This is a genomic window from Kushneria halocnemicola (assembly GCF_965650455.1).
Classification (GTDB): domain Bacteria; phylum Pseudomonadota; class Gammaproteobacteria; order Pseudomonadales; family Halomonadaceae; genus Kushneria.
Genome location: NZ_OZ287968.1, coordinates 351,688 through 364,448 on the forward strand (window position 1 = coordinate 351,688; position 12,761 = coordinate 364,448).

The 12,761-nt window shown below is 57.8% G+C and carries 11 protein-coding genes; 6 read left to right on the top strand and 5 right to left on the bottom strand.

What is annotated here, in order from left to right; translation table 11 throughout:
• Position 1: 1 nt before the first annotated feature.
• The 4 genes from ACS92L_RS01495 to ACS92L_RS01510 form a co-directional block, all read right to left on the bottom strand.
• Positions 2 to 868, bottom strand: a complete 867-nt coding sequence (locus tag ACS92L_RS01495) for an ATP-grasp fold amidoligase family protein (RefSeq protein ID WP_438766556.1) — start codon at positions 866 to 868, stop codon at positions 2 to 4.
• Positions 869 to 1,274: 406 nt separating this feature from the next.
• The gene (locus ACS92L_RS01500) at positions 1,275 to 2,465 is read right to left on the bottom strand and encodes a CynX/NimT family MFS transporter (protein ID WP_438766557.1); all 1,191 of its coding nucleotides are present in this window, start codon (positions 2,463 to 2,465) and stop codon (positions 1,275 to 1,277) included.
• A 174-nt stretch (positions 2,466 to 2,639) separates the two neighbouring features.
• Entirely contained in the window at positions 2,640 to 3,245 is a 606-nt protein-coding gene (locus ACS92L_RS01505; RefSeq protein WP_438766558.1) for an HAD family hydrolase, read from the bottom strand.
• The gene (locus tag ACS92L_RS01510) at positions 3,242 to 3,748 is read right to left on the bottom strand and encodes a hypothetical protein (RefSeq protein ID WP_438766559.1); all 507 of its coding nucleotides are present in this window, start codon (positions 3,746 to 3,748) and stop codon (positions 3,242 to 3,244) included. The genes ACS92L_RS01505 and ACS92L_RS01510 overlap by 4 nt, the downstream gene beginning before the upstream one ends.
• 154 nt (positions 3,749 to 3,902) lie before the next feature.
• On the opposite strand from ACS92L_RS01510, the gene ACS92L_RS01515 reads away from it, so the two are divergent.
• The gene (locus tag ACS92L_RS01515) at positions 3,903 to 4,973 is read left to right on the top strand and encodes a hypothetical protein (RefSeq protein WP_438766561.1); all 1,071 of its coding nucleotides are present in this window, start codon (positions 3,903 to 3,905) and stop codon (positions 4,971 to 4,973) included.
• Between the two features lie 153 nt (positions 4,974 to 5,126).
• On the opposite strand, the gene ACS92L_RS01520 is transcribed toward ACS92L_RS01515, so the two are convergent.
• Complete coding sequence (locus ACS92L_RS01520; RefSeq protein ID WP_438766563.1) at positions 5,127 to 6,014, bottom strand: LysR substrate-binding domain-containing protein; 888 nt, start codon at positions 6,012 to 6,014, stop codon at positions 5,127 to 5,129.
• A 246-nt stretch (positions 6,015 to 6,260) separates the two neighbouring features.
• Here ACS92L_RS01520 and ACS92L_RS01525 point away from each other — a divergent pair, with 246 nt between their 5' ends.
• The 5 genes from ACS92L_RS01525 to ACS92L_RS01545 all read left to right on the top strand — a co-directional run bounded on the left by ACS92L_RS01525 (position 6,261) and on the right by ACS92L_RS01545 (position 12,689).
• Entirely contained in the window at positions 6,261 to 7,232 is a 972-nt protein-coding gene (locus ACS92L_RS01525) for a Bug family tripartite tricarboxylate transporter substrate binding protein (protein WP_438766565.1), read from the top strand.
• An 87-nt stretch (positions 7,233 to 7,319) separates the two neighbouring features.
• Positions 7,320 to 8,804 (top strand): sulfatase-like hydrolase/transferase, encoded by a 1,485-nt coding sequence (locus ACS92L_RS01530; RefSeq protein WP_438766566.1) that lies wholly within the window; start codon positions 7,320 to 7,322, stop codon positions 8,802 to 8,804.
• Between the two features lie 9 nt (positions 8,805 to 8,813).
• Positions 8,814 to 9,317 carry a tripartite tricarboxylate transporter TctB family protein gene (locus tag ACS92L_RS01535; protein WP_438766568.1) on the top strand — a complete coding sequence of 168 codons (504 nt, stop codon included), beginning with the start codon at positions 8,814 to 8,816 and terminating at the stop codon, positions 9,315 to 9,317.
• Positions 9,317 to 10,822 carry a tripartite tricarboxylate transporter permease gene (locus ACS92L_RS01540; RefSeq protein WP_438766569.1) on the top strand — a complete coding sequence of 502 codons (1,506 nt, stop codon included), beginning with the start codon at positions 9,317 to 9,319 and terminating at the stop codon, positions 10,820 to 10,822. Before ACS92L_RS01535 ends, ACS92L_RS01540 begins: the two co-directional genes overlap by 1 nt.
• 517 nt (positions 10,823 to 11,339) lie before the next feature.
• Entirely contained in the window at positions 11,340 to 12,689 is a 1,350-nt protein-coding gene (locus ACS92L_RS01545; RefSeq protein WP_438766570.1) for a tyrosine-type recombinase/integrase, read from the top strand.
• Positions 12,690 to 12,761 lie beyond the last annotated feature (72 nt).

Consider the following 12,761-nt stretch of genomic DNA (forward strand, 5'->3'; position numbering starts at 1 on the left):
GTTACAGCGGTACCTGCCGGGCCCGCGCCATTTCGCGATCGATCGTGAAAAGACTGCCGAGATAGTGATCCACCTGACGGTCAATCAGCTCCATGAAGCCGCCGCCGGGGGTGAAGGTCAGCTCCCCGAAATAGATCTCGTCATCAAGGATGTAGAAATCCACCCTGACATAATCGAAGCCTTCTGACAGCTGCTCGGACAGGGCCAGCGCCCGGTCAAAGCCTGCTGGTTTTTCAACGGTAGAGACGTCCTCGATCTCTCGGGTTTCAACTCGTACGGGCTGCCAGTCCGGCGTAAGGCACACACGCTGATGGCCGCCGGCCTGAAAGCGCCCCACCATAATCTGAACAATGACAGTCAGTTTGCCGTTGCGGCGAAAGCAGTGAAACTTGTAGTCGCTGGGCGGTATCACGGGGTCACTGCCCAGACGTTGTTCAAACAGAAGTCGGGGCTTGATGGCACGATACTGGGTTTCACGATTCACGCGTGAAAAGTCGTCATTCAGCCAGTTTTGAGAGATGTCGTAGAGCTCGGGAAACGTCCACTGTGACTTGTCCTCGACCAGCAGATTGTAGCCACTGCCGTGGTTGCCCTTCATGACAAACCGCTCGGGCAGCGTCTTCAGGAGCTCAGGAGTCAGCTCATCGGCGGTGGCATAACAGGGAATCAGGTACTGCTCACCGATACGCTCGCGCACGTAATCACGCACGGCGATCTTGTCGCTCAGTACCGACATCGAAGGGGTCGGGTGGAGCTTGCGATAGCCGATCTTTTCGCTAAAGGTTGTGGGATTGGAAAGGTCGGGCAGCACACCAAAGGCGCGCCAGTGGCGCAGCATGGTGAAATGGCGATCGGAAAGGCACGCCATGACACGCCGCGTCAGTGTTTGTCGCAAGGAGACTAAGAGCAAGACGTTCTCTGATGATCGTTGTTGTATGGACAGGAACGCGGCAGTGTAGAACAGTTTTGTCGCTACAAATGTCGGTATTGTACCGATATGTAACCGGCCGTTCCTCTCGTTATCATGAGTTAATAATGGCGTCGATCGTCAGCCCGAGCGCTTTCTGTCAGGCCGGATCGGCAACGCACCGTGACATACCAGGGCTAATTCGACGGGGCGACACGATGAAAGAAGACATGATCGCAACGAGGACAGCCGGCCTGTTTGTCGGCTGGATCTGTCTCGAATGCGATGGATGCAGGCTCGGAAAGGTTATTAAAGGAGAGGCGGTCAACGGGACGCTCATGTGGCGCCCCGGGAGGTAACGAGCGGTTCAGTCGTGCGGCCTGACCAGGCGATTGCGCCCGGCACCCAGTGCCACGCCCATGGCCACCAGACCGATCAGCCCCAGCAGAATGCCCACCACGTCCCAGCCACCGGACCAGTCGTGCAACAGGCCGACCAGCAGCGGGCCGAAGGCGGCCAGCACGTAGCCAAAGCCCTGCGCCATGCCGGAAAGTTCGGCGGCCGTGTCGGCGTCCGGGGCGCGCAGCGCCAGAAGTGTCAGCGCCATGCTGAACGTACCGCCCTGACCGAGTCCCAGAATCACGACCCAGAGCCAGACGCTCTGGATGGGCGCATACAGACAGCCCGCCAGACCGCACAGGGTGAGCAGCATGACCGCAATCAGCACCGCGCGTTGATCCTTCATGCGGCTGCCGATCCATGGGGCCAGCAGCGCCGTGATCACCTGACACAGAATCGAGATCGACAGCGCCAGCCCCGCCGTGACCGGGGCCACGCCGCGGTCCTGCAAAATGGTCGGCAGCCAGCCAAATACCGTATAGGCCAGCGACGACTGCAGACCCATGAACAGCGTCACCTGCCAGGCCAGCGCGTTGCGATACAGCGGATGACTGCTTTTGGGGCGCACGCGAGTGGTGTGGGCAACACCAAGCTGGGGAATCCACACCAGTGCAGCGATCACCGCCGGCAACAGCCAGAAGGCCAGCGAGGGTTCCCACTGTTCCCCGAATGCCTGACGCAGCGGCTCGGTGGCTCCGGCGGCCAGCGAGGCGCCCAGATTGAGCGCCACGGTATAAAGCCCGGTCATCAGGCTGACCCGCGTCGGGAAGTCGCGCTTGACGATACCCGGCAACAGTACGTTCATGATGCCGATACAGGCCCCGGCCAGCGCCGTGAACAAGAAAAGTCCCAGCGTGCTGGTGAAAGGGCGTACCAGCAGCGTCACGGCCAGCAGGATCAGGATAGCGAAAATGGTGCGCTCGGGACCGATGCGCCGCGACAGTCTGGGCGCCAGCGGGGCTGCAAGCCCCAGACAGATGACCGGCAGCGTGGTCAGCACGCCCTGGGCGGCCGGCGAGAGCGACAGCCCCTCGGCGATATTTTTCAATACCGGTGACACACTCGTCAGCGCCGGTCGCAGATTGATGGCCACCAGCAAAAGCCCCACCAGCGCCAGCGCCCCCTGATACCCCTTTTTCGTGAAGCTTACCGATGACATGCAACGACATTCCTGATTGGAAAAAAAGTGCCCCATTCTGGGGCAGAATGTCGCGTCAGGATAGACGGCTGCACCATCAGGTGTCGCCAGTGAATCGATGCCGTGCTCGAATCAGACCACCAGGGCGCGCGCTCGATCATCGCTCACCGACCAGGCCCCACGCAGGTTTCGTGCTCAGTCGGAAAACAGAGCCGCTCTCAGCGCATGGCAATCCTTTAGATGGTAGTCGGCATTCTCGGGGCAGGTGTTGTCCGGCACGTTCACCATGACGGTACGCGTGCCGGCCTCACGGCCGCAGGCCATGTCGAGCGGGCTGTCACCCACCATCACGAGGTGGGCGGGCGCTATCTCCCAGCGCTTTATGAAGTGTTCAAGCCCATCCGGTTGCGGTTTGGGCGGTGCATCCTCTCGACCCAGCACATCTTCATCGGCAAAGCAGTCGGCCAGGCCGATCTTCTCCAGCGTGATCCACGCCAGCTCGCGCGCGTTGCGGGTCAGAATGCCCAGCCGATAATCGCGCTCGCACAGTTCACGGATCAGCGCCACGGCCCCCTCGGCCGGCGTAGAACGCCCGGCCAGCTCGCGCTCGTGTTCCATCAGCCAGGCATGACTGGCGCGGCGTTTTTCCTCAGGCAATGCCTCAAGATGCTCGAGGATGTCACTGTCGTCCGGGATGTCCAGTTCGCGTCGAATGAGCTGAAAATCATGCACGCCCACGGTCAGCGTGCCATCCATATCGAACACCCAGTGGCGGCAGTCGTTGAGGGATGCAATCGTCATGGGTCACCGATGGTCAGGGAGAGACTGTCATGGTGGCACGCCAAAGCGATGTTGGCAGGGCCCGTCTTGCAGATTTGTTCAGCCGGCGCGATAGTCGAACGCCGGATTAAAATTGACGCAAGCGCGCGCCGCGCGACAGGGAGCCCTCGATGAACGCTGCAAAAGCTCTTCTTTTGACAAGCGCCATGATGCTGGCGGTGGCGGCCGGGCCGGTACTGGCTGCTGACAACCCCACCGACTGCAGCCGGCTTGACGGTGCGCCGGGCGAGAACGGCAAAACCGGCACGGCAGATTGCCCGCAGGGCGGTCACGGCGGGACGGGCGTGGCCGGAAGGAACGGCGGCAGGGGAGGCGATGGCGGAGATGGCGGTGCCGGAGGTAGAGGAGGCAACGGCGGTGCTGGCGGTAACGGTGGTGACGGCGGCAAAGGCGGCGTTGATGGACAGGATGGGGCGGATGGGCAGGACGGATAAGGCAGTAAGGGCCGGCGGCTCTGAGGCCATTCGCTGCCCCCTTTCTGTCAACGAGCGCCTGCTTTCAAGGTTGATTTGCCGAGGTTAGACCAAAAATAAAAATTAAGTTTTAGTACTTTTTAATTAAAGGACTACATTAAGGCTCCTGCTGTTTAATAAAAATACGTTCAAGGGAGTTGAACACATGCCGCAGCTGACCAAAAGCCAGTCCCAATCCTTCGCCTTTACCAAAGGCGGTGCCATGACGTTTGTCCTGCCGGAAGACGTCGATACCCTGGAGTTAAACGCCCTGTTCAACGAAAGCCGGGCAAGATCCGGTGAGACGCTGTCGGCCACCGCCCAGGGGGATGCGCTCGAGTCGCTGATGCTCGGTGGCACCGGTCGCATTGAATGGAACAACAGCGCCCTGGGTAACGCGGCGATAACCCATACGGATGCCAGTGCACTGACAGGTGGCCTTGAATACACGGCTTCAGCCGCAGTGCAGGAGACCATCGTGCTGGGCGCAAGCGGCAGTAGCACGGATGTGCTGTATTTTTCCGAAGACGCCTCACGTTACGGTCAGGATGGGAACGGCATCGACACGCTGGTCGGCTTTGATGGCACGAAGGACACGCTTTTGGTCAACGATGAGGTCATGGCCTCCTTTGAGACCATCAATTTTGATTATGCGGTGATGGCCTGGGATGCCGGCTCGCTGGAAGAAGCGTTCACCATGGCAGGGGAGATGGACAGCGGCGATGCCGTGATTCCCGTGCTGTTTGATGATGACTTCTATCTGTACCGCGACAGCGGCCCGGCCGGGCTGGATGAAAACGATTTTGCCCTGCGCCTGAGCGACATGACCGGCGGATTCAATACCCTGTCGGATCGTCGTGACATGATTTCCAAAATGGCGCCGGCCCCCGAGGGCCCCTTCACGGATGTGCAGGTGGAAGGGCAGGTCAGTGGTACCGAAAACGCACCCGACAGCTTCGTGCTGGGCGACGATGACACCTGGTGGGGCAGTGTGATCACCGACTTTGAGCTGGGTATCGATCGCATCGATGTGTCCGGGCTGACCGGCTCGGATGGCGAGGCGCTGGCCTTCAACGATATTCATGCGATGTACAACGGCAGCGGTACCGACCTGATGATCGATGACGGCGCGGCGACCAACACGGTCACGCTGATCGGCATTCCCAAGTACGATCCGGGCGCCCCGGCGGGCGAGCTGCACCAGGCGATGGGCCCGGAAGATTTTCTGTTCGGCTGAGGGTCTGTCGGATTTGCCATACAGAAAAAGCCCCGCTTCGGCGGGGCTTTTTTGTGGTCGTGGATCAGGCCGACGATGACTCACTTTATCGGCTTTTGACTCTTGCGGATGTCAAAAGGCGTTAGCGTATATGACGTTTTGAACGTGGCGATCTTATTGACGAGAGGCGTCTCTGGCAACGGCCAGAAAATTGTTCAGTACCGGATTGGTGGCATTCGCCGACCAGGCCAGCACGAGCTCGGCGTGAGGTGCGTCAGGGTCGGACAGCGGGCGATAGACCACGCCTTCTATCGACAGGGCGGCGGCCGAGCGGGGAAGCAGTGTATAGCCAAGACCTGCACCCACTAGGCCAATGATGGCGTGAAGCTGATCAACTTCCTGGGCGATGGTGAATTCAACGTTATGGCGCTCGCATAAAGGTCTGAACACCGAGAGCAGATAGGTCGATTTATTGGCCGGCGCAATGACGATGCCATCGGTCATCAGGTCTGCAAATGCGATCGAGGTCCTTTGCGCCAATGGGTGGTCGGCAGGCAGCGCGACATGATACGGCTCGCGCAGCAGTGTCATGGTCTTCAGAGCGTCAAGGCCTGCAATGGGTCTCATCAGGGCAGCATCGAGGGTGTCTTCCTGAAGTGCCTGAACAAGCTGGGCCGAGATCAGTTCATGCAGTGCCAGTTGCACATGTGGATGATGACGGCGAAAGCGCGACACCGTTCTGGGCAGTAAGTGAAGTGCGGCGTTCTCCACAAATCCCAGTCGAAGTTTACCGATTTCTCCTTTCGATGCCCGGCGTGCGGCATCGATGGCAATGTCATATTGCGTCAGGACACGCCGGGCCTCTTCCACAAAGGCTTTGCCTGCTTCGGTAATCACGACCTGACGCTGGGTGCGTGAAAAAAGGGTCAGCCCCAGCTCACGCTCGATTCTTTGTACCTGCTGTGTCAGCGCAGACTGGCTGATGCTCAGTCTGGCAGCGGCTCTGACAAAGTGTCGCTCTTCTGCCAGTACGGCGATCGATAAAAGGTAGTTTAAGTTCACGGCGTTAGACTTGAGTAATAAATAAGTGATTCTTATTAGATTATCAAATTCTATTGGTTATTGTGGATTAAAAGCTGCTCTTGAGTTCCAGACTCTGCTTCGCTGAATCGCTGGAAACGATAAAAACAGGACTGCCTGCCTTTCGATACTGATTCGTAAAATATTTTTTATCAGTAACGCTTATAAAACGGGCAAGGCACTCTGCAAAGGGCGCATCAACCTGCATGACCCAGAAGGGATGACATCATGTTCAAACGCATTGCTCTACCGCTTGTAGGAATACTTTTCGCTTCCCTGGTATGTTCAAACGCACAGGCTGCGCCACCGGACTGGCCGAAAAAGCCGATCCATCTGATCGTTCCCTATTCGCCCGGCGGTAATGTTGATCTCATCGGCCGAACCCTGAGCGAGCCGCTCAGCCGCGAGCTCGGACAGCCGGTTGTGGTAGAAAATCGTGCCGGGGCCGGTGGCACCATCGGCAGTGGCGAAGTGGCACGCGCCGACGCCGACGGTTACACGCTGCTGCTTGGTGACATCGCGACACACGGCATCAACCCGCACGTGTATGACAACCTCGCCTACGATCCGGTGGCCGATTTCACCCCTATTGTGCAGATTACCTCCGTGCCACTGGTGCTGGGTGTCGGGCCGCGTCTCGACGTTGCCAACTTTGAAGAGTTCAAAGAGCTTGCGGAGTCTCGTCCGGAGGACATCGATTACGCTTCGGCAGGGATCGGGACGCCTCAGCACCTGTCGTTTGAATATCTTGAATCGCTGCTTGGCTTCGAGGGGCTGCACATCCCTTATCAGGGCTCCTCTCCGGCGCGGACGGCCCTGATTGGCGGTGAAGTCGGTGCCTTTATCGATGGCACGCTGGTGCCCGCTGTTCGGGAAGGCTCGATCAAGGCGCTGGCGGTTACCAGCGCAGAACGGGCACAGGCGCTACCGGATGTTCCCACGCTGTCCGAGCTGGGGGTCGATATGGTGTTCACGTCCTGGCACGGCCTGTTTGCGCCGGCAGGCATCGACCCTGCCATCGCCGAACGACTCAACGAGGCAATGAACAAGGTGCTTGAGGCGCCAGACGTTCGTCAGCGCCTGGAAGCGGTCAGTATCGAAGTGATCGGTGGCACCGCAGATGAATTTGCCGCGTTTGTCGATACGCAGTCCGAAACGCTTGGCGAACTGGTCGAGATGGCGGAAGTATCGACGCAGTAACTTCAGAGCGGTTTATCCCCAGCGTGTCGCCGACCGGCAATCGGGTTCGGTGGGCGGCGATGCTCACTCTGTCAGGGAAGGTCATCAATGTCTGACTCAAGACCCAACGTTTTATTTATCTCCGTGGACCAGTGGCCGGCCGACCTGCTGGGCTGTGCCGGTCATTCCGTGATCGAGACACCCACACTGGATCGGCTGGCGGAGCTGGGCACACGCTATACCCGGTGCTATGCCGAGACGCCGATCTGCATTCCTTCGCGACGCTCGATCATGACCGGTGCCAGCTCCCGGTTGCACGGTGATCGGGAATTTCAGCCTTCATTGCCCATGCCCGCCGAGCTGCCGACACTGCCGCAGTGTTTCAAGGACAGCGGGTATCAAACGGCCATGACGGGCAAGCTGCACGTTTATCCAACCCGTGATCGCATCGGCTTTGAAGAGGCGTGGCTTGCCGAGGAGGGGCGCGGACAGATCGACGGTCCGGATGATTATGAAATATACCTGGCAGATTGCGGCTATGTCGGGCAGCAGTTTCTGCATGGCATGAGCAACAATGAGTACGAGTGGCGGCCCTGGCACCTGCCGGAGCACACCCATGTGACGTCCTGGACGACCACCACCGCGGCACGCATGATCAAGCGTCGCGACCCCACCCGCCCCGGGTTCTGGTATGTCTCCTATACGGCGCCGCATCCGCCACTGGTGCCGCTTGGCGCTTATCTGGAACGCTATCGTGACCGCGACATGCCGGTGCCGATTCAATCCGAGTGGTCCCGGGATACGCAAAACCTGCCCTATATGCTGCGCGCCGTGCAGGAATACTGGCGCGATCTTGCCCCGGTGCAGCATGCGAACATGCTGCGGGCGTTTTACGCCCTGTGTACGCATATCGATCACCAGATTCGCATACTGATCGGAACGCTAAGAGAGGAAGGGCTGCTCGATAACACCATTATCTGCTTTACCGGTGATCACGGCGATATGCTGGGTGATCACGGTTTTTACGCCAAACGACTGATGTATGAAGGCTCGGCCCGCGTGCCGTTCATGATGATCGACAAGCGTGATGGCGGGCGTGTTGTGCCGGGTACAGTCGATGATCGTCTCATGGGGCTTCAGGACATCATGCCGAGTCTTCTGGAACTGGCCGGTATTCCCATGCCAGAGGGCGGCGACGGCAGAAGTGTGGTGAGCGGTGAACGCCGACAAACCTTCTACGGGGAGGCGTCTTCCGGGGTGCGGGCCACGCGAATGATTTGCGATGCGCGCTACAAGTTGATCTGGTACCCCGCGGGCAATCATTTCCAGCTGTTCGATCTGCAGGAAGATCCCCGGGAGGCGGTCGACCGAGTCCACGAGTCTGATCATGCCGATATCGTGGAACGCCTCAAGAAGGAGCTGATCGAGCATCTGTATGGCGAAGATCTGGAGTGGGTACGCGATGGCCAAATGGTCGGCACCGAGGCGCCGGCGCACCAGGCGCATCATAACCGGGGTCTTTCAGGGCAGCGCGGACTTCACTATCCCGAACCGCCCAGAACCGATCCTTCCAAGCCTGTCGGATCCTGGTAGGAGCGTGCCATGAAAATGCGGTCCTTGAAGGCACTGGCGCCGGTCGACTGGATTTCAGCGCTGGTCATGATCGTATTGGGTCTTGCCGTCGTCGTGGGGGCGCTGGATTACCGCCTCGGCACGCCAGGTCGAATGGGGCCGGGGTTCTATCCCATGCTGCTGGGGGGCCTCATGGTGCTTCTGGGGATGGGCGTTGCCCTCAAGGCGCTTTTTGAAAAGCCCGTTGAATCGCTATCTGAAAATGAGGCTACAAAAGACGCGCAGGAAGATGCCAAAAAAGCCCGGCGTTCGCTCATCTGTGTACCGCTGTCGGTTGGACTTTTCGGATTATTGCTTGAGTCAGCAGGGCTGATTCCGGCCTGTGTGGCGCTGATAGTCGTGAGCACGCTGGCAGCACCCACATTCAGTATCCAGCGGCTTGTGGCACTGTGTCTGGGTGTACCGCTACTGGTCGTGCTGATCTTTGTGGTCGGACTCGGCCTGCCCTTCACGCTCATTCGGGGAGTGTGGTAATGGAACTGTTTGCCAACCTCGCTCAGGGGGCGTCGGTCGCGCTGACCTGGTCAGCATTGATGTACTGCTTTCTCGGTGTGTTTCTGGGCATGGTGGTGGGCGTACTGCCGGGCGTTGGTCCACTGCCGGCGATCGCCATGCTGCTGCCCATCACGTTTTACATTCCCCAGACCGAAGCCATCATCATGCTGGCGGGGATCTATTATGGCGGTCAGTACGGCGGCTCGACGGCCTCCATTCTCCTCAATCTGCCCGGTACGCCTGCAGCAGCCGTCACGGCGCTGGAAGGCTATCCCATGGCTCAGCAAGGGCGTGCCGGCATTGCGCTCTTTTTGACCGCAATCGCCTCCTTTGTGGGGGGTATCTTCGGTATTGTGCTGGTCGGGGGATTTGCGCCGGTACTGGCGTCCTTCGCTCTGGAATTTGGAGCGGCAGAGTATTTCTCGCTGTTGCTGCTGGCGCTTATCGGTGCCGCGGCAATCGGCGGTGGCACCTTTCTGCGCTCGCTGTTCATGGTTGTTCTCGGACTGTTCCTTGGCATCGTGGGCCAGGATGTCAATTCCGGACAGTTTCGTTATACCCTGGACATACCGTATCTGGCTGATGGTCTTAATATCGTGTCTGTGGCCATGGGCCTTTTTGGCGTCTCCGAGGTCATTGCGACAGCACACCGCCATCGCAATACTCAAAAGGAGAGCTTTGGGTTTCGCAGCATGCTGCCCAGCCGTGAAGATATTCGGCGATCATGGCCTTCTACCGGACGAGGCTCCGTTCTGGGGGCAGCCTGTGGCGTGTTGCCCGGGGCAGGGGCAGCAATGGCCTCTTTTCTGGCCTATGCGCTGGAAAGACGCCTTACCAAAACTCCGGAGCGTTTCGGCAAGGGCGCGGTAGAAGGGTTGACGGCGCCGGAGTCGGCCAATAATGCCGCCTCGCAGGCAGCGTTTATACCAACCCTGACCCTCGGGGTACCCGGCGACGCCGTAATGGCGGTCATGCTCGGTGCACTGATGATTCACGGTATTGACCCGGGCCCCGGTCTGATTACCGATCATCCGGATCTTTTCTGGGGGCTGGTCGTCAGCTTTTTGATAGGAAATTTGATGTTGCTGGTTCTGAACATTCCATTGATCGGTCTGTGGACACGGCTGCTTCAGATTCCTTACTCGGTTCTCTATCCGGCCATACTCACACTGATCTGCATTGGCGTGTACAGCATCAACAGCGCCACATTCGACATCTTCGTGGTCATGATCTTTGGTCTGATCGGTTATGGTCTGCTGCGTCTGGGCTTTCCGCCGGCACCGTTGATTCTTGGATTTATCCTGAGTCCAATGCTGGAGGAAAATTTCCGCCGGGCGCTGCTGCTATCGCGAGGTGACTGGAGTGTCTTTGCAACCAGTCCCATTAGCGGCGTTTTTCTCGCGCTCTCGCTGGGCATTCTGATACTGGCAGTGGTAATGGCGTCCAGAAACGCCATAAAGTTGCGCCGTGCTGACAGGGCATAAGCCCGTTTCCGACGAGTTGATCGTTTCGGGCACGTTTCGTTATTTGAAAGCCAAAGGGCCTGCCCTGCACTTCGATATTGAAGCGCAGGGCAGGCCCTTGTTTTTACCGATACTTACCTGCTAATACAGCGATCACGTCAGGTAAAGATGACCATGACTATAAACAGGTTGCCGAGCAGAACAACGAACTTGACGCTGTCTCGGTAAAGCAGACGCATGTGCGCTGCAGAAAATATTGGGACGAGAGGAAAGGTAATCGGGCGGGTAATCAGTGGCGCCCCCGTCAGGATTCGAACCTGAGGCCTTCCCCTTAGGAGCGTCAAGGTTAAGCTTTTAGCTTATATCCAGATGCGTCTCACTTCGTCCTGATTTGTCTTTAATAAACAATAAAATCATGATCTTATGTAGAGTTTTGTTTGCTTGATCGTCTAGTGTTGTCTGACGACGTACAGCCCTATACAGTAACCTTGTTGGGGGCGCTGTTGGGGGCGAAACATGGACATCTTGGAGAGTGTAAGTGGCTGAGGTACAGGAGAAACGTAAGGGAATAACTACTTCCAAGGGGATAGAAAATTTCTCTGTGCCCGAAGGCAGGAAGAAGGCTCGGCTCTCGGTGTCTAATGGTGGATATGGGGGCCTTGCCTTGGAGGTGCGAACTGACCGCGAGGCCAAGAGCTGGCTTTACCGCTATCGCGTCGTCGATAAGACCGTTGAACAGCAGTTGGGCAGTTATCCTCAGATGGGCCTGGCTGAGGCGCGGAAAAAACACCGCGAAGCGGCTGAGTTGGTAAGACAGGGCATCGATCCGCGTAAACATCGCAAGGCCGAGAAAGCGCGCAATCAAGCTGCCTGGACCATGAGTGAGGCATTTGAGCGCTGGATCGAATTCTACGCGTCTTCACCAGGACGGTCTGGTAAGGCACCTACCGAGCGAACTGTATCCAAGCAAAGAGGGCGCTGGCGGTTATATCTGGAAAAGCCGCTGGGTGGTGCGTATGTCCGCGACATGACGCGAAGGTATCTGATCGAAGTATTGGAGCAGGTAGCTACCAGGGCCCGAGAGGAAGGGCGACAATGTCTCACTCTGTTGCGGCAACTACTGGACTATTGCGAAGACCGCGAACAGATAGAGGACAACCCCGCAGCCGGTCTCAAGCCCGCGAAAATTAAAGCTCGTCCCGGCAAACCTCGGGAGCGCTACCTCAAGCTGCCGGAGTTGAAAGCGCTTTGGGAAGCTGTCGATGAGAAGCAAATAGTGCTGGGGGGGATCGCTTCTTCCGTAGTGCTATCTACGTCAGTCGCCAATGCGATCAAGCTGCTGCTATTGACTGGTGCACGTCGTGCTGAGGTTGCGGCAATGCGTTGGACAGAAGTGAAAAGGGATACTTGGACGATACCCGCCGAGCGCACCAAGAGTGGACGTGAACACAAAGTGCACCTGTCGGACTTGGCATTATCCATATTGACCGAGCAGCGTAAATGTTCAAAAAACGAATTTGTTTTCGAGTCAGTGCGTGACGCGGGCAAGCCTATCCATTACGACACCATTACTACAGCCGTTGCCAGGCTACAGGGGCGTAACCGCAAGGAACATAACGATTCGGCACCTCTATATCAGCTGGCACATTTCACTGTGCATGATTTAAGACGGTCGGTAGCCACCATGTGGACCGAGACCTTTATGGCCGATCCTTTGTTGGTTGATGCGATGTTGGCGCATGTTCCGCCGAGGCTGGTGGGTACCTACAACAAGAGTAAGCGTTACCAAATGCAGGTCGATATATGGGAGAAGTGGGGAAATACCATGGCAGAGATAATGGAAACATCCCCTGCCGGTAATGTGGTGTTTATGAGTCGAAAACATTAACTCCCAATACCTTATATAGAATATTGGAGTCTATGCATGAGTCTTGAACCAAGCTCATCCATAGAGTTGATC

Bases quoted from the DNA above. Each gene is read 5' to 3' on its own strand.
- ACS92L_RS01500 (WP_438766557.1), bottom strand. From the start codon at position 2,465: ATGTCATCGGTAAGCTTCACGAAAAAGGGGTATCAGGGGGCGCTGGCG.
- ACS92L_RS01525 (WP_438766565.1), top strand. From the start codon at position 6,261: ATGTTCAAACGCATTGCTCTACCGCTTGTAGGAATACTTTTCGCTTCC.
- ACS92L_RS01505 (WP_438766558.1), bottom strand. From the start codon at position 3,245: ATGACGATTGCATCCCTCAACGACTGCCGCCACTGGGTGTTCGATATG.
- ACS92L_RS01510 (WP_438766559.1), bottom strand. From the start codon at position 3,748: ATGGCCTCAGAGCCGCCGGCCCTTACTGCCTTATCCGTCCTGCCCATC.
- ACS92L_RS01535 (WP_438766568.1), top strand. From the start codon at position 8,814: ATGAAAATGCGGTCCTTGAAGGCACTGGCGCCGGTCGACTGGATTTCA.
- ACS92L_RS01495 (WP_438766556.1), bottom strand. From the start codon at position 868: ATGGCGTGCCTTTCCGATCGCCATTTCACCATGCTGCGCCACTGGCGC.
- ACS92L_RS01540 (WP_438766569.1), top strand. From the start codon at position 9,317: ATGGAACTGTTTGCCAACCTCGCTCAGGGGGCGTCGGTCGCGCTGACC.
- ACS92L_RS01515 (WP_438766561.1), top strand. From the start codon at position 3,903: ATGCCGCAGCTGACCAAAAGCCAGTCCCAATCCTTCGCCTTTACCAAA.
- ACS92L_RS01530 (WP_438766566.1), top strand. From the start codon at position 7,320: ATGTCTGACTCAAGACCCAACGTTTTATTTATCTCCGTGGACCAGTGG.